Raw genomic sequence first — 16,095 nt, 5'->3', positions numbered from 1 at the left:
ACCTCCTCCATTTTTTCTAAATTAAATATTTTATCATCGCGGGGTGGAGCAGCACGGTAGCTCGTCGGGCTCATAACCCGAAGGTCGCAGGTTCAAATCCTGTCCCCGCAATCAAATGGTCCCGTGGTGTAGTGGTTAACATGCCTGCCTGTCACGCAGGAGATCGCCGGTTCGACCCCGGTCGGGACCGCCATTTATGTTGGCTCGGTAGCTCAGTCGGTAGAGCAGAGGACTGAAAATCCTCGTGTCGGCGGTTCGATTCCGTCCCGAGCCACCATTTTTTTATGCCGACTTAGCTCAATTGGTAGAGCAACTGACTTGTAATCAGTAGGTTGGGGGTTCAAGTCCTCTAGTCGGCATCCTTTAGGGGCATAGTTTAAAGGTAGAACTGAGGTCTCCAAAACCTCCAGTGTGGGTTCGATTCCTACTGCCCCTGTAAAGTATATGGGCCTATAGCTCAGCTGGTTAGAGCGCACGCCTGATAAGCGTGAGGTCGATGGTTCGAGTCCATTTAGGCCCACCATATATTATTCCGCAGTAGCTCAGTGGTAGAGCTATCGGCTGTTAACCGATCGGTCGTAGGTTCGAGTCCTACCTGCGGAGCCATGGCCCGTTGGTCAAGTGGTTAAGACACCGCCCTTTCACGGCGGTAACACGGGTTCGAATCCCGTACGGGTCATAAAAAAAGAGTCAGCATATTGCTGACTCTTTTTTATTGTGCGTTCATTCTCCTTTATCAACTGATTTTCCTGAAATAAATAAAGGGATTTAGGAAAAGCTATGGTATGTATAAAAAGGAGGAGATACAAATGACACGAGTGAGAGACTTGATGAGCACTCATATTGTACAGTGTACACCGTTAGACAATGTATATGAAGCTGCTGTAAAGATGAAAGAAGAATCGATTGGATTGATTCCGGTTGTTGAAAATGAACAAGTTGTTGGTCTTGTTACGGACCGGGATTTAGTTGTTCGAGGGATTGCTGAAAAACATCCTGGATCTAATAAAATTACAAATGTAATGACAACAAACATTGTTTCAGTTTCTCCAGATGATCCTATTGAAAAGGCTACAGAGTTAATGGCGCAGTATCAAATTAGACGATTGCCAGTAGTTGAGAGTGGTCAACTCGTTGGGATGTTAGCACTAGGAGATTTAGCTATAAAAGAATCGGCAGATGATCAAGCCGGATTTGCTTTAAGTGAAATATCAGAGCATACGGAATGAAGAAAGACTTTACTTAGTGGAATACGTTACGTATAAAAATCAGATGCATTATTCTAGTATATAGGATTAAACAAATATGTTAGCATGATGCATCTGATACATTATATAATAAGTACATAGTTATTAATTTCGACAGTTTATTTAAATTTGTCATTCCTAATTATAAATAAGAGAAAAAATGATATACTGATAGATATAAGTATTATGATTGATTTCGAATATAACAATATTTATTGTTAATGATGTGATAATGAATTAATATTTCCTATGTAGACAAAAGGGAAGGGGAATTATATGAAGGCTGTACAGCGCGATCCAAATTGGAATTTGGTTACAGATACATATATAGAACCAAATAATTTCGCTGAATTATTTTCTTTGCTTGTACCTTGTCATCCAAAAGGTGAAGGGAAAGAACGAACTATATTAGTGTGGAAAGAAAAAGAATTTTATAAAGAAGAAAATTTAGCGGCATTTATCGTATATGGAATGAATAAAGCAAAGAATTTACCGCAATTTCATAAAGACGAAATTCCAACTTTAGTACGTATTCTTCGCTTATGCCAAGAAATTGGTTGGTATGAAGAAGCGAATACTTTTATGGTAACTCAAGGGCTAGCTGAGTTTGTTCATACTTCATTGGAATATGAAACGTGGGATCTTTTGACGCAGGCGGTGGCTTTAAACTATTTAATTATTAAATATCGTATTGGTGAATTAACTGATGGGGATGTAGAAATTTGGGATAGAGTTAAATTTAATGAGAAATGTATAACAGACTGTAAACATCTATTATCTCATAAAGAAGTATTAGAATTTACATTCTTTTATATGTGTAAGAGAGCTAAGTCACTATCAAAAGAGCAATTAAATAGTGATATGATGAGTTTAGCGATGTATTGTAATACTTTTGTTTATGACTTATATACATATGATTTATTACGAAAGTATCGTAAGTGTACAGACTTTCTATCATATTATGGACCTAGTCAAGCGGTGTTAGCTTGCCAAAGGGCTGTACTTTCTCAAATTTCAGATCGATTAGACCCACTCAAGACTACTCATGTAGATGATTATTTATATGTAATGAAAGATATGATGGAGCATATGACGATAGGGATAATGGATCGATATGATCATTTTATTGGAAAGTTATTATCATATGTGCCATTTTTCGAAATGATCCAAGTTCCACAACATGCATATTATTGTGAAGAATTATTGTATATTTGTAAGGGCATTAAATATAAAGAAGAAATATTACGCAATTATATATTTATACAATTACATGACTGTTTACCATCTTTCTTTAAACTGTTTCTTAAAAATAAGCGTTATGCAACGATTCATGATATTTTGTTCTATTGGTGTGATGATGAACAAAGAATGAGCTTAGAGAAAAAATATAATCTTAGCTTTATTTATGAAAAATATGCTTGCGGGTAAAGAGCATTTTCTATATAAATTAAAAAGGATCTCAATTGTGAGATCCTTTTGTTATTAGTAAAGCAAGGAGAATGTAATTAAGACGAGAAATAACATTCCATAAAGGAGAAATTGTGCCGTATAGCTTCCTTGTATACCAAAAAAAGTATTTGTTTTTTTATATAAATTCAATATATATTTTATCGGATTATCTTTGAAAGATTGGTACACAGTGTCTCCTCTTTCTAAGCTTCTTGTTCGTGTTTTTTGTTATTAGGGACATGAATGTATCTAGCTATGAATAATAAAACAGCCATAAAGAATACGGGAAATACGGTAGATAAATAAAAACCATTACTAATAATATTTGTTATTAAGGCACTTAATAGAAAAATGGCATTATAAATATGGGCAATTTTTTGTTTTAGTTGAACTTGAAAAGCTTCCATCATAATTTCTAAAGCAACAAAAGCAATGATAATAGATAAAAATACAGTATTTGTATTATAAATTACTAAGCAACAGATTAAGCCTAAAAAGGCTAAGTATTCAATTAAGAGAGGTATATTGATATTGCGTGGCATACAATTTACCTAACTAAATATGGCAGTGGGTTTACTGCATTTGTTTTTTCAAAATTCCATTCTCCATTGTGTAATTCAAAATGAAGATGTTGCCCGTATGAATGACCTGTGTTTCCCATATGACCTACTAATTGTCCAGCTTGTACTTGATCACCAGCTTGTACAGTGCGATCTTTCATATGAGCATAGACAGTTGTATATAATTTCCCGTTTATTTGATGGGCGATGAACACAACATTGCCATAGCTAGCTGAATAATATGATTTCACGACTTTACCTGCCGCCGCCGCCTGGATAGAGACATTACCCTGAGCTGCGATATCTATACCATAATGCATTTGTTCCCAGCGCATATCAAATGTTGAGCTAATTCTTCCTTGAGTAGGGAATTTGAAAACGGCTGGAATGGAAGTAGGTTGAGCCGTTTGAGCTTGTGATTGCGTTTGGTTTTGCACTACATAATGTTTTGCCACGTATCCGTATCCTGTGCCAAAACGAATTTTATACCAAGTTCCTACAGTTTCCACTACTTGTAATTGTGTACCATTTTGTAATGAACCAAGTAGTGCGCTACTTGTACTAGCGTTGCTACGTACATTAAGTTTAGGTGTTGCAACTGTGTATTTCGCATTATTTTGAACTGTGATGCCTTTTACTAAAGGCTGTGAACCATTAGATACGAATGCCTTTTGTACGTACCCTGTTTTGCCATTATGTAAAATTTTATACCACTCGCCTTGTTCTTCTTGAATGGTAACGAATTTCCCATTTGGTAATACATCTAAAATTGAAGATTCTAAATTAGGTTCAGAACGAACGTTTAATGCATTGGCATTGACGATATATTGATTATTAGATTGAAGTTTGTTTTTTAGTAGAATAGAATCTTTTTGTACGTAACCTACTTTATTATTAACAGATACTTTATACCAGCCATTAGTTGTTTCAAGTATATTCACTTTCGTATTAAAGCGAATTGTATCAATTGATGAGCTATTTGCGTTATCTTTTGTATGTAAGGCTACTTGATCAACTTTGACATATCCAGTTTTCACATTAGATAATTGTTCAGCGTTGGCTGTTTGTACATTTGTTTCTCCCATAGAAGGAAGTAAAGAAGCAATTGCGACAGTAGTTGCTGTTAAAGCAGTAGCTTTCATATTCATATAATAGAGACCTCCTCTAGTTGTATAGTTGTAATTTTATTATAGTATAAAGATATAATATAGTGGGTGTATTCACATAAATGTAATATGAAATCAATATAAAAATAAATTTTTTGAGGATAATGATTCCTTTTTATCCAATTCATTAGGATAATAATTTCTAAGATAGAATATAAGTATCATATGGTTTTGTTATTTTGTTGACAATTGAGAAAATTAAAATAGTTGATGATGTCTTATTACGATGTTATACTGACAGTGATAATTTTATAGTTTGCTAGGAGAGCTGGTGTTGCCAGCTGAGAGTAAGGCCTTAAGTCTTTGATCCTTTTTATTACCTGATCTAGATTATGCTAGCGTAGGGAAGCAATTCGGACACTAATAATGAGTCCCCGTTTCTTTGCGTATAGAAACGGGGCTTTTTTATTTGAAAATTTCATATTGAAACCACTAGGGGTGCTTGTTGTGCTGAGAGAGGAATAATCCTTAACCCTTACAGACCTGATCTAGGTAATACTAGCGAAGGGAAGTGGAGCAACGAATAAATTATAATTTTATTTGCTGTAACCACTTCTTATTTAGAAGTGGTTTTTTATTTAGATATATAAATTGAAAGGGGATAGAGAAATGAAATTTTGCGATAGATTATTAGAAACTGTACAACCAGTTTGGGAGATGAGTCATAATCATCCATTTGTTGTAGGTATGGGGGATGGCACATTAGAAAAAGATAAGTTTCAGTATTACATTATTCAAGATTATTTATATTTGTTAGATTATGCAAAGCTATATGCGATCGGTGTTGTAAAGGCAACGAATCCACAAGTAATGGGGAAATTTGCTGAACAAATTGATGGGATATTAAATGGAGAAATGACAATTCATAAACAATATGCAAAAAGACTTGGAATTTCTATAGAGGAGATAGAGTCTGCAAAGCCATCTGCTAAAAATCTAGCTTATACAAATTACATGATGTCTGTATCTCAAAATGGCACACTTGCGGAATTAATAGCAGCACTTCTTCCATGTATGTGGAGCTATTGGGAGATTGGAAAGCGTTTAAATGATATTCCTGGGGCAAGAAATCATGAGTTCTTTGGTGAGTGGATTCAAGGCTATAGTTCTGAAGAATACGGTAACCTTTGTGTTTGGTTAATCGATTTATTAAATGAAATGGCAGTTGGAAAGTCTGAAAAAGAGCTAGATCGATTAGAGGAGATTTTCCTATATTCCAGTCGATTTGAATATTTATTCTGGGATATGTCCTATCGTAAGGAGATGTGGGGATTTGAGGAGCAAGAACATACTACAGTTTCATAATGTTTCTTTTCATTATGATGAGAAGCCAATCGTCAATGAATTAAATGCTTCTATACAAGATAAAGAGTTTGTAAGTATTATCGGACCGAGTGGATGCGGGAAAAGTACTTTATTTCGTCTTATTACAGGTTTAGAAGAAACAAGTACGGGACAGATAGAGCTAATAGAAACAAAGAGCCATCCTGTAGGGTATATGCCCCAAAAAGATATGCTCCTGCCATGGAGAACGATTATTGAGAACGCTGCCCTGCCGTTAGAGTGCCAAGGTGTACAGAAGAAAGAAGCACAAGTAAAGGCAAAGGAACTGTTACATAAATTTGGTTTGCAAGGGTATGAGACAAAATATCCGAAAGATTTATCTGGTGGTATGAGACAACGTGTATCTTTTATTCGAACTTTATTAACAGGTGGGGAGATATTGCTGTTAGATGAACCGTTTAGTGCGTTGGATGCTTTAACGAAGGCCTCTTTGCAAGAATGGTTGTTTGAACAATGGAAAGAGTGGGAAAAAACAATTTTATTTATCACTCATGATGTGGAAGAAGCATTGTTTCTTTCTAATCGAATTTTAGTAGTAGAGCAGCAACCGATAACTACTTTAACCGAGAGGATTGTACCGCTTGATCATAATCGGACAAGAAAAGATTTATATAAACCAGAAGTATTAGCCCTTAAAGATGAGCTTCTTAGTATGTTGCAAAGGCAGGTACTCGTATGATGAACCGGTTGAAGGAGCTATTACCTGCTCTTACGCTTTCTAGTATTTTACTTGCTATTTGGGAAGTAGGCGCAAGAATTGTAGATGAAATGTACATTTTACCGTCACCGTCTGCAATTGTAATGAAAATATGGAAACTAAAAGACATATTATTTACGGTTCATTTGCCAGCAACATTATATGTCGTTTTAATAGGGGTGGCTATTTCTATCGTACTTGGGGTAGGGCTAGCGATGTTAATGAATGCGAGTAATTGGATGGAGAGAGCATTTTATCCATTATTAGTTGCCTCACAAACGATTCCTATTACAGCGCTTGCTCCGCTTTTCGTTTTATGGTTTGGATATACGATCTGGAGTAAGGTTGTTGTTACGGTTTTAATTACGTTTTTCCCAATTGCGGTTAATACGTATGATGGACTGCGCAGTACGAAAAAAGAATGGGAAGAGCTTTTAGTTACGTATGGGGCAACGAAAAAAGATGTTTTTCTTAAATTAAAATTGCCGTCTGCTCTTCCTTATTTTTTCTCAGCTTTAAAAATTGCAGTACCGCTTAGTGTAATTGGGGCGGCAATTGGTGAATGGCTCGGTGCACAAGCGGGGCTAGGATATTTCAGTAAGAGAATGATGACGCAATTAGACGGGGCAGGTGTATTTGCACCCATTGTATTGTTATCATTATTAGCTATTTTCTTCGTCGTACTTATTTCAGTATTAGAAAAGAAATTCATTAGTTGGAGGAAGCATTCATGAAATTTTTAAAACGCATCTTTGTGCTTACATTATTAGTTGCAATGATTGCTGGATGTTCGAGTAATTCAGTATCGGAAAAAAGTAAAAAAGAGAAAGAAATAACGGTCATGCTTGATTGGTACCCAAATGCGGTACATAGCTTTATTTATGCGGCAATTGAAAAAGGTTACTTTAAAGAAGAAGGAGTAAAGGTAAATATTAAATTCCCTTCTAATCCGACTGATCCATTAACGTTAGCAGCTGCAGGAAAAGTAACAGTGGGCTTATATTATCAGCCAGATGTTGTCATGGCAAAAGCAAATGAACAAATTCCAGTGAAATCAATTGGAGCCGTCGTACGTTCACCATTAAATCATGTTGTATCGCTGAAGTCTGCAGGCATTCAATCGCCAAAAGATTTAGAGGGTAAAACAGTTGGATATTCTGGAACACCTTTAAGTGAGATGTATTTAAAAACGATGGTAAAAGAAGCTGGTGGTAATCCAGATACAGTGAAAGTAGTCGATGTTGGTTTTGATTTAGTACCAGCATTAATCACGAAAAAAGTGGATGCGGTAACAGGGGCATACATTAACCATGAAGTACCTGTTATGCGTCATGAAGGTCATGAACCAGCATACTTTAATCCAGCAGATTACGGTGTACCGAATTATCATGAGCTTGTATTTGTAACAGGTGATAAAACGTTGAAAAAAGATAAAGAAGCGTTGCAAGCTTTCTTACGTGGTACGAAAAAAGGTTATGATTTCATGAAGAAAAACCTAGATGAAGCATTAAATATTTTATTAAATCATCAAGAAAAAGAAAACTTCCCACTTGTACCAGAAGTTGAAAAAGAAAGTATGAAAATTTTATTAGAGAAGATGGAAACGAAAGATGAGCCATTTTTATCGGATTCAAAAGAGTCATGGGAGAAACAAAATAAATGGCTGAAAGATAAAGGAATGACGAAAGAAATCGTTCCGGCTGAAGAGTTATTCGAAAACATTTTAAAGTAGGCGAATGAATATGAAAAATGAGCTTCATGTAATCTCAAATGGTCACATGCCATTCGAAGAGTTAGTGAATGTAGCGATGCAAATTGAGAGTGAGATTGATTATTTGCATATTCGTGAGCGTGAGAAAAGCACAAAGGAATTATATGAAGGTGTGGAAAGTCTTTTAACGAAAGGCTTTCCAGCATCGAAAATAGTGATAAATGATCGAATTGATATTGCTATTTTATTAAACATTCCGCGCGTGCAGCTAGGGTATCGAAGCGCAGATGTAAAGTCAGTGAAAGAAAAGTTTTCTTATTTGCATGTCGGTTATTCTGTGCATTCTTTAGAAGAGGCGATCGATGCATTTAAGAATGGCGCGGATTCACTCGTTTATGGTCATGTATTTCCGACAGATTGTAAAAAAGGTGTGCCAGCGAGAGGGCTTGAAGAAATTTCAGACATTGCAAAGTGTTTATCCATACCGATTACAGCAATTGGAGGAATCACTCCGGAAAACACTGGAGATGTTCTTACTAACGGCGTCAGTGGTATTGCTGTTATGTCTGGGATTATAAGTAGTAGTAACCCGTATAGCAAAGCGAAGTCTTATAAGGAATCAATAAGAAAGTGGGCGGAAAAACATGTGTAAGAAGTATGATGTAGCGATAATTGGCGGTGGTGTAATTGGTAGTTCAGTTGCACATTTTCTAGCAGAAAGAGGACATAAAGTAGCGATTGTAGAGAAGCAACAGATTGCATCTGAAGCCTCGAAAGCAGCCGCTGGTTTACTTGGGGTGCAGGCAGAATGGGATGAATATGACCCGCTATTTGAACTTGCTAGAGAAAGCCGTGCTATATTTCCACAACTTGCAGAAGTTTTACGTGAAAAAACAGGCATCGATATTGGGTATGAAGAGAAAGGCATTTATCGCATTGCTCAAAATGAAGAGGAGAAGGAAAGAATTCTTCATATTATGGATTGGCAGCAGAAAACCGGTGAAGATTCTTACTTTTTAACGGGAGATCGTTTACGAGAGAAAGAGCCGTATTTATCTGAGTCAATTATAGGGGCTGTATATTATCCGAAAGATGGTCATGTTATTGCACCAGAGCTTACGAAAGCATTCGCACATTCCGCATCATTTTCGGGTGCTGATATATATGAACAGACAGAAGTGTTTGATATTCGTATTGAAAATAATAAAGTGACTGGAATTGTGACAAGCGAAGGTATGATCACTTGCGAGAAAGTTGTTATTGCAGGTGGCTCATGGAGCACGAAGTTACTAGGTTATTTTCACCGAGAATGGGGTACATATCCAGTTAAAGGAGAAGTAGTAGCAATAAGAAGTAGAAAACCACTTTTAAAGGCGCCTATTTTCCAAGAAAGATTTTACATTGCACCAAAGCGCGGCGGACGTTACGTAATTGGAGCAACGATGAAGCCCCGTACGTTCAATAAAACTGTGCAACCAGAAAGTATTACTTCTATATTAGAGCGCGCGTATACAATATTGCCTGCTTTAAAAGAAGCTGAATGGGAAAGTGCATGGGCAGGATTAAGACCACAATCGAATCATGAAGCTCCTTATATGGGAGAGCATGAAGAAATAAAAGGTTTATATGCTTGTACGGGCCATTATCGAAACGGTATTTTATTAAGTCCTGTTTCTGGTCAATATATGGCTGATTTAATAGAGGGAAAGCAGGAGAATCACTTGCTAGATTCATTGCTTTCTAAAACAGTTTAGAAAGGGGATGGAAGTTTGAATTTAAAAATTAATGGTAATCAAATTGAAGTGCCAGAGAGTGTGAAAACAGTAGCTGAGCTACTTACACATTTAGAGTTAGATAACAGAATTGTTGTAGTAGAGCGTAATAAAGATATTTTACAAAAAGATGATCATACAGATACATCTGTTTTTGATGGAGACCAAATTGAGATTGTAACTTTCGTAGGAGGCGGTTGATTATGTTAAACATTGGACCATTTTCATTTCATTCTAGACTTTTATTAGGAACAGGAAAATTCCCTGATTTTGATGTGCAGCAAAAGGCAATTGATGTATCTGAGGCTGAGGTTTTAACGTTCGCAGTACGTCGTATGGATATATTTGATGCAAAGCAGCCTAATTTATTAGAGAAACTTGATGTGAAAAAATATACGTTATTACCGAATACAGCCGGAGCAAAAAATGCTGAAGAAGCTGTTCGTATTGCAAAATTAGCAAAAGCTTCTGGGCTTTGTGACATGATAAAGGTAGAAGTTATTGGTGATGATAGAACGTTATTACCTGATCCGGTAGAGACGTTAAAGGCATCTGAAATGTTACTAGAAGAAGGATTTATCGTACTTCCGTACACATCTGATGATGTTGTATTAGCACGTAAATTACAAGAACTTGGCGTGCATGCGATTATGCCAGGAGCATCTCCAATTGGATCAGGACTTGGTATTGTAAATCCATTGAATTTGAGCTTTATTATTGAACAAGCGACAGTACCAGTTATCGTTGATGCTGGTATCGGTAGCCCGGCTGATGCGGCATTTGCAATGGAATTAGGAGCAGATGGCGTGTTATTAAATACAGCTGTATCAGGAGCAAAAGATCCTATTAAAATGGCACAAGCAATGAAATTAAGTATTGAGGCAGGCCGTTTAGGATTTGAAGCAGGTCGTATTGCACGTAAGCGTTGTGCAACGGCAAGTAGTCCTTTAGAAGGAATGAGCGTAGTTGAATAATCGATATTCTCGCCAAGAACTATTTTCTCCAATTGGAGAAGAAGGACAGCAAAAGATAAGGGAAAAGCATGTGCTTATTATCGGTGCAGGTGCATTAGGTAGTGCAAATGCAGAAATGTTTGTAAGAGCTGGTGTTGGTACAGTAACGATTGTTGACCGGGATTATGTCGATTGGAGTAATTTACAAAGGCAGCAATTGTATGCAGAGAGTGATGTGAAGAATAATCTTCCGAAAGCTGTAGCGGCGAAGAAGCGTCTAGAAGAGATTAATAGTGAAGTAAGAGTAGAAGCGCTCGTTCAAGATGTAACAGCTGAGGAGTTAGAAGAACTCGTTACAAACGTTGATGTAATGATTGATGCAACTGATAATTTCGAAACGCGTTTCATTGTGAATGATATAGCGCAAAAACATTCTATTCCATGGATTTACGGAGCATGTGTAGGGAGTTACGGCCTTTCTTACACAATTCTTCCTAGTAAAACACCATGTTTATCTTGTTTATTACAATCGATTCCGCTTGGCGGGGCAACATGTGATACAGCGGGGATTATATCACCTGCTGTATCTCTCGTCGTTTCTCATCAAGTAACGGAAGCTCTAAAATTGTTAGTAGAAGATTACGAATCGCTTCGAGATGGACTTGTATCGTTTGATGTATGGAAGAATGAATATTCATGTATGAATGTGCAAAAGCTTCGTAAACACAATTGTCCTTCGTGCGGAGAGAATGCATTGTATCCGTATTTAAATAAAGACAATACATCGAAAACAGCAGTGTTATGCGGGAGAAATACAGTTCAAATTAGACCACCTCATAAAGAGGAAATAGATTTTGAACGATATAAAGAGCTGCTGAATGATCGTGTGAATGATTTAAATGTAAATCCATATTTATTATCATTTTCTGTGGAAGAAAAGAGATTAGTTGCTTTTAAAGATGGTCGTGTACTTGTACATGGAACGAAAGATATAAGCGAAGCAAAAACAATTTATCATCGCTATTTTGGATAGAAAAGGATGAGTGGGATGAAAGTAAATAAAGCTTTAACAATTGCAGGGTCTGATAGTGGCGGCGGTGCCGGCATTCAAGCAGATTTAAAAACATTCCAAGAGCTTGGTGTGTATGGTATGACGGCTATTACGGCAATTACTGCTCAAAACACGCTTGGCGTTCAAGGGGTATATCCAGTTCCATTAGAAGGTATTACGGAACAGTTGAATTCAATTGGTACGGATTTAACACCAGATGCTGTGAAATTAGGAATGTTATTTAGCAGCGAAATTATTCAAATTGTAGCAGAACATATTAATAAATTTGGCTGGAATAATATTGTACTAGATCCTGTTATGATTGCTAAAGGCGGTGCATCATTATTACAACAAGAAGCAGTACAAGCATTAAAAGAATATTTATTACCAGTAGCAACGGTTGTAACACCGAATGTTCCAGAAGCAGAAGTGTTAACTGGGATGGAGATTTATAATGTTGAAGATAGTAAGGAAGCTGCAAAAGTACTGCATGAATTGGGTGCAAAATATGTGCTTATGAAGGGCGGACATGCAGAATATCAAGGTAATGAAGTAGTTGATTTACTCTTTGATGGTGAGCAGTTTATCGAATTTAAAAGTGAACGAATTCCTTCAAAGCAAACGCATGGAAGCGGTTGTACATTTGCTTCAGCGGTTACAGCAGGACTTGCGAAAGGATACTCAATTGAAGAGGCAGTTCAAGAAGCAAAACAATTTATTAGTATAGCAATTGAAGAGCCGCTGCATATTGGAAGTGGTCATGGACCGACGAATCATTTTGCGTATAAATTAAATAAATCACATGTGTAAGTAGAAAAAAAGTCAGTTGTATAACTGGCTTTTTTTCTGTTTACTTTTTCCAAATACAGGAGTAATATATCAGCCAGAATATATTTTTTGTAATACGCTGAGTCCAATTATATGGAGCGGAGGAACCAATTTGTGCAGTGTCACTAGGGGTGAATCTTTCAATTTTGAAAGTAGGGCTACTCTCAAAGTCCGAATCCGACAGCTAACTTCGTAAGCGTCTTGAGAGAGGACGGTGCCATGATGGATACATCACTTCATCGATCTGATTAGTATAGGGGAATATCAATCTATGTTTGAGTTCTTTTATGCTAAGGAGGATGAGGTACATGGAACTAACACTTATTTGTGTTGGAGAAGAAAGCAAGATAAATAGTTTAATAGATTTAGTAGCCTTTCAACATGAGTTAATTATTTTTACAGCAAATGAAGAGATAGCGGCTGAAGTGAGGAATTGTGGATTTGATTGGACGTATAGTTGTAGTAAGGAGCAGGATTTTACTAGTATTTATGAGTGTATTAAGAAGGTGATTTTACTAGGGGATGAGCTTCCAATCGTTAGCTTCTTTACAGAACACATTCGCTTTTCTTTTCAAGCGCCTATTACTGTTGTTACAAGGAATAAACGGTATCCAGCGAGGCTCTATGAAACAATTGGAGCTACATTTGTCGTGTTTACGAATTGTGATAATATTTCTTTTTTATTTTTTGAATAGGGCGGGGGAGAAGAAGATGAAGGTGTTGTTACTAGGAGATATAGCGAATCGTTGGGCGGTATCGGTAGAACGAGTTCAAGAATTGGTCGTACTTGATCCTATTTTTCCAAGGCCCTATATCATATTGCCATCAAAAGATGCTTTATATTTAAAAACAGATGTTATCGAATATGAGCAGCTACATGCAGAATTGTCACAAGTTTATATTCGCGGGAGAAATTTACGTGCTTTTTTACGAGGAGAATAAATAGTGAATGAAAAAAGAGCGAATGCTAAGTGCAACAAGCTATGCACTTCATGTCATTCGCTCTTTTTATTTCGTATTTAAAAGATCATTTATGTGAAAAAGAAAGAAAAGACGAGAAAACAGATGAAAAAATATTAATAACACTCAATGTAAGCGTTTAAATAGATGGATATTTTCTTATTTTCAGTAATTTAGCTCTTTACAAGTGAAAAATAGAGGAGTATATTTACTCTCATAAATCATTCATAAAATTTCCAAAAAAACCTAAAATCGCTGAGTTCCAGAAATGGAGCGGGGGAACCAATTTTGTGCATTGTCACTTGGGGTGAATCTTTCAGTTTTGAAAGTAGGGCTACTCTTTAGGCCCGAATCCGACAGCTAACCTCGTAAGCGTTTAGAGAGGAGGTTTACTTTTTGTTGTTCATTTTTTGAACACTGAGTAGAGCTCAGTGTTCTTTTTTAATATTTTAATGGTAAATTTTTACAGAAAGGTGAGAGGGTAGCTATGTTAGATGTTGTAATGATCGGAATTTTTGTTGTGTTAGTCGCATCGATGGCAAGTCTTGCAAGTTGGTCAGATAAAGTTGTGAAAGAAGGGAAGCAATCATGATGATTGCCTTATCAATTATTGTTGCAGCAATTACGGTGTACTTAGTGTATGCATTATTAAATCCGGAAAAGTTTTAATTAGGGGGAGTCATTCATTATGATCTGGGTTGCAGTCGTTATTACAATGCTATTGTTTATTCTTGTGGCAAAGCCAACGGGAATTTATTTAGAGAAAGCCTTTCAAGGGAGTAAAAAGCTAGATAAAGTATTCGGGCCTTTTGAAAAACTTATTTTTAAAATTACGGGTGTAAAAGAATATAATCAAACGTGGAAACAGTACGCATTATCATTAGTTTTATTAAATGGATTTATGATTGTTGTCGTATATTTCATTTTCAGACTACAAGGAGTATTGCCATTAAATCCAGCACACATTGAAGGAATGGAGCCTACGCTCGCTTTTAATACAGCAATTAGTTTTATGGCTGATACGAACTTACAGCATTATAGCGGTGAAAATGGTTTATCTTATTTATCACAATTAATCGGAATTACATTCTTAATGTTTGCAGCACCGGCAACGACTTTAGCGCTCGTTATGGCATTTATAAGAGGGCTTGCTGGAAAAGAACTCGGTAACTTTTTCGTTGATTTTACGAGAGCACTAACGAGAGTATTTCTTCCTATCGCATTTATGGCGGCACTAGTCTTTGTTGCACTTGGCGTACCACAAACGTTAGACGGTGCCGTTACAGCACAAACAATTGATGGGGCAAAGCAAAGCATATTACGCGGGCCAGTTGCATCATTCGTTTCTATTAAGGAACTTGGAAATAACGGCGGTGGATTTTTCGGAGCAAACTCTACACATCCTTTCGAAAATCCAGGACAAATGAGTAATATTTTGCAAATGATGCTTATGATGTTATTGCCAACAGCACTTCCATTTACGTACGGACGAATGGTGGGCAATAAAAAGCAAGGTCGCATCCTTTTTGTTTCACTATTCATGGTCTTTTTACTAGGGTTTATAACGATTACGACATCTGAATTACATGGAAATCCAGCTTTAAATGGAATGGGTATCGAACATGTACAAGGAAGTTCAGAAGGAAAAGAAGTAAGGTTTGGAACAGTATTTTCTTCACTATACGCAACAGTAACGACAGCTGCTGAAACTGGAGCGGTGAATACGATGCATGATACGTTAACACCAATTGGCGGGTTAGTACCACTCGTAAATATGATGTTAAACACAGTATACGGCGGCGTTGGAGCAGGCTTTGTGAACATTATTATGTATGCGATTATTGCAGTTTTTATATCTGGATTGATGGTTGGACGGACACCGGAGTTTTTAGGTAAGAAAATTGAAGGGAAGGAAATGAAATTAATTGCGGTAACGATACTATTTCATCCACTGCTTATTTTAGGATTTTCGGCATTGGCTCTTTCTACACATTTAGGAACAGAAGCGATTTCTAACTCGGGCTTCCACGGTTTAACACAAGTTGTTTATGAGTATACGTCATCAGCTGCGAATAACGGATCTGGATTTGAAGGGTTAGCAGATAATACACCGTTTTGGAATATTACAACTGGTTTAGTTATGTTTTTAGGACGCTATTTTAGTTTAATTACGATGCTAGCTGTTGCAGCTTCATTGAAAGAGAAGACGGTTGTGCCAGAAACAGTCGGAACGTTCCGTACGGATAATAGTTTATTTGGCGGCATTTTCATCGGAACAATTGTAATTGTCGGTGCATTAACATTCTTCCCGATGTTAGTACTCGGCCCAATTGCAGAATTTCTTACATTGAAGTAAT

The 16,095-nt window shown here is 36.7% G+C and carries 19 protein-coding genes, 8 tRNA genes and 4 riboswitches; of the genes, 25 read left to right on the top strand and 2 right to left on the bottom strand.

From position 1 onward, the window contains the following. Positions 1-37: 37 nt before the first annotated feature. The 10 genes from MR079_RS12900 to MR079_RS12855 all read left to right on the top strand — a co-directional run bounded on the left by MR079_RS12900 (position 38) and on the right by MR079_RS12855 (position 2,675). Positions 38-111 (top strand) — tRNA-Met (locus MR079_RS12900). A 6-nt stretch (positions 112-117) separates the two neighbouring features. Then, positions 118-193, top strand: a tRNA-Asp gene (locus tag MR079_RS12895). A gap of 8 nt (positions 194-201) precedes the next feature. Continuing rightward, a tRNA-Phe gene (locus MR079_RS12890) sits at positions 202-277 on the top strand. A gap of 9 nt (positions 278-286) precedes the next feature. Next, positions 287-359: transfer RNA gene (locus tag MR079_RS12885), tRNA-Thr, on the top strand. A 6-nt stretch (positions 360-365) separates the two neighbouring features. Continuing rightward, positions 366-436, top strand: a tRNA-Trp gene (locus MR079_RS12880). A 10-nt stretch (positions 437-446) separates the two neighbouring features. Continuing rightward, positions 447-523: transfer RNA gene (locus tag MR079_RS12875), tRNA-Ile, on the top strand. Between the two features lie 8 nt (positions 524-531). Further along, positions 532-606 (top strand) — tRNA-Asn (locus MR079_RS12870). A 1-nt stretch (position 607) separates the two neighbouring features. Next, positions 608-679 (top strand) — tRNA-Glu (locus tag MR079_RS12865). Between the two features lie 130 nt (positions 680-809). Continuing rightward, positions 810-1,229, top strand: a complete 420-nt coding sequence (locus MR079_RS12860) for a CBS domain-containing protein (RefSeq protein WP_000199016.1) — start codon at positions 810-812, stop codon at positions 1,227-1,229. 294 nt (positions 1,230-1,523) lie between these two features. Then, positions 1,524-2,675: a DUF3965 domain-containing protein gene (locus MR079_RS12855; protein WP_000648924.1), complete on the top strand. Its 1,152-nt coding sequence runs from the start codon at positions 1,524-1,526 to the stop codon at positions 2,673-2,675. Between the two features lie 224 nt (positions 2,676-2,899). Here the strand turns inward: MR079_RS12855 and MR079_RS12850 are convergent, their stop codons facing one another. Both MR079_RS12850 and MR079_RS12845 read right to left on the bottom strand, forming a co-directional pair. After that, positions 2,900-3,238 carry a hypothetical protein gene (locus tag MR079_RS12850; protein WP_001137811.1) on the bottom strand — a complete coding sequence of 113 codons (339 nt, stop codon included), beginning with the start codon at positions 3,236-3,238 and terminating at the stop codon, positions 2,900-2,902. Positions 3,239-3,243: 5 nt separating this feature from the next. Next, positions 3,244-4,404, bottom strand: a complete 1,161-nt coding sequence (locus MR079_RS12845; RefSeq protein ID WP_139869013.1) for an SH3 domain-containing protein — start codon at positions 4,402-4,404, stop codon at positions 3,244-3,246. A 269-nt stretch (positions 4,405-4,673) separates the two neighbouring features. Further along, a riboswitch (TPP riboswitch) is annotated at positions 4,674-4,786 on the top strand. Between the two features lie 60 nt (positions 4,787-4,846). After that, a riboswitch (TPP riboswitch) is annotated at positions 4,847-4,949 on the top strand. Between the two features lie 82 nt (positions 4,950-5,031). Here MR079_RS12845 and tenA point away from each other — a divergent pair. The 15 genes from tenA to kdpA all read left to right on the top strand — a co-directional run bounded on the left by tenA (position 5,032) and on the right by kdpA (position 16,094). Continuing rightward, entirely contained in the window at positions 5,032-5,727 is a 696-nt protein-coding gene (gene tenA, locus MR079_RS12840) for a thiaminase II (RefSeq protein ID WP_139869012.1), read from the top strand. Further along, positions 5,696-6,445: an ABC transporter ATP-binding protein gene (locus MR079_RS12835; RefSeq protein WP_139869011.1), complete on the top strand. Its 750-nt coding sequence runs from the start codon at positions 5,696-5,698 to the stop codon at positions 6,443-6,445. Before tenA ends, MR079_RS12835 begins: the two co-directional genes overlap by 32 nt. Further along, positions 6,445-7,197, top strand: coding sequence for an ABC transporter permease (locus tag MR079_RS12830; RefSeq protein ID WP_242294086.1), 753 nt, complete (start codon positions 6,445-6,447; stop codon positions 7,195-7,197). Before MR079_RS12835 ends, MR079_RS12830 begins: the two co-directional genes overlap by 1 nt. Beyond that, positions 7,194-8,195, top strand: coding sequence for an ABC transporter substrate-binding protein (locus MR079_RS12825; RefSeq protein ID WP_242294085.1), 1,002 nt, complete (start codon positions 7,194-7,196; stop codon positions 8,193-8,195). The genes MR079_RS12830 and MR079_RS12825 overlap by 4 nt, the downstream gene beginning before the upstream one ends. Positions 8,196-8,205: 10 nt before the next feature. Continuing rightward, on the top strand, positions 8,206-8,826 hold the full coding sequence (tenI, locus tag MR079_RS12820) for a thiazole tautomerase TenI (RefSeq protein WP_242294084.1): 621 nt from the start codon (positions 8,206-8,208) through the stop codon (positions 8,824-8,826). Further along, the gene (gene thiO, locus MR079_RS12815) at positions 8,819-9,928 is read left to right on the top strand and encodes a glycine oxidase ThiO (RefSeq protein ID WP_139869008.1); all 1,110 of its coding nucleotides are present in this window, start codon (positions 8,819-8,821) and stop codon (positions 9,926-9,928) included. Before tenI ends, thiO begins: the two co-directional genes overlap by 8 nt. Before the next feature lie 15 nt (positions 9,929-9,943). Continuing rightward, positions 9,944-10,147, top strand: a complete 204-nt coding sequence (gene thiS, locus MR079_RS12810) for a sulfur carrier protein ThiS (protein WP_001049505.1) — start codon at positions 9,944-9,946, stop codon at positions 10,145-10,147. Between the two features lie 2 nt (positions 10,148-10,149). Then, on the top strand, positions 10,150-10,920 hold the full coding sequence (thiG, locus tag MR079_RS12805; RefSeq protein WP_000931995.1) for a thiazole synthase: 771 nt from the start codon (positions 10,150-10,152) through the stop codon (positions 10,918-10,920). Further along, on the top strand, positions 10,913-11,932 hold the full coding sequence (thiF, locus tag MR079_RS12800) for a thiazole biosynthesis adenylyltransferase ThiF (protein ID WP_139869007.1): 1,020 nt from the start codon (positions 10,913-10,915) through the stop codon (positions 11,930-11,932). The genes thiG and thiF overlap by 8 nt, the downstream gene beginning before the upstream one ends. A gap of 6 nt (positions 11,933-11,938) precedes the next feature. Continuing rightward, positions 11,939-12,760 (top strand): bifunctional hydroxymethylpyrimidine kinase/phosphomethylpyrimidine kinase, encoded by an 822-nt coding sequence (gene thiD, locus MR079_RS12795; RefSeq protein WP_242294083.1) that lies wholly within the window; start codon positions 11,939-11,941, stop codon positions 12,758-12,760. Positions 12,761-12,845: 85 nt separating this feature from the next. After that, positions 12,846-12,993, top strand: a riboswitch (cyclic di-AMP (ydaO/yuaA leader). Between the two features lie 93 nt (positions 12,994-13,086). After that, the gene (locus tag MR079_RS12790; RefSeq protein WP_061183500.1) at positions 13,087-13,473 is read left to right on the top strand and encodes a hypothetical protein; all 387 of its coding nucleotides are present in this window, start codon (positions 13,087-13,089) and stop codon (positions 13,471-13,473) included. Positions 13,474-13,489: 16 nt separating this feature from the next. Beyond that, on the top strand, positions 13,490-13,720 hold the full coding sequence (locus MR079_RS12785; RefSeq protein WP_000866315.1) for a hypothetical protein: 231 nt from the start codon (positions 13,490-13,492) through the stop codon (positions 13,718-13,720). 261 nt (positions 13,721-13,981) lie between these two features. Beyond that, positions 13,982-14,127, top strand: a riboswitch (cyclic di-AMP (ydaO/yuaA leader). Positions 14,128-14,225: 98 nt separating this feature from the next. Beyond that, positions 14,226-14,330 (top strand): SipW-dependent-type signal peptide-containing protein, encoded by a 105-nt coding sequence (locus tag MR079_RS12780; protein WP_000887889.1) that lies wholly within the window; start codon positions 14,226-14,228, stop codon positions 14,328-14,330. Next, positions 14,327-14,407 carry a K(+)-transporting ATPase subunit F gene (kdpF, locus tag MR079_RS12775; RefSeq protein WP_000972376.1) on the top strand — a complete coding sequence of 27 codons (81 nt, stop codon included), beginning with the start codon at positions 14,327-14,329 and terminating at the stop codon, positions 14,405-14,407. The genes MR079_RS12780 and kdpF overlap by 4 nt, the downstream gene beginning before the upstream one ends. A gap of 19 nt (positions 14,408-14,426) precedes the next feature. Continuing rightward, positions 14,427-16,094 carry a potassium-transporting ATPase subunit KdpA gene (gene kdpA / locus MR079_RS12770; protein WP_016716498.1) on the top strand — a complete coding sequence of 556 codons (1,668 nt, stop codon included), beginning with the start codon at positions 14,427-14,429 and terminating at the stop codon, positions 16,092-16,094. Position 16,095: the final 1 nt, after the last annotated feature.

Source organism: Bacillus cereus group sp. BfR-BA-01381 (assembly GCF_022663555.1).
Classification (GTDB): Bacteria; Bacillota; Bacilli; order Bacillales; family Bacillaceae_G; genus Bacillus_A; species Bacillus_A pacificus.
Note: the sequence above shows the minus strand (reverse complement) of the source record. Positions and strands in the feature narration are given on the sequence as shown.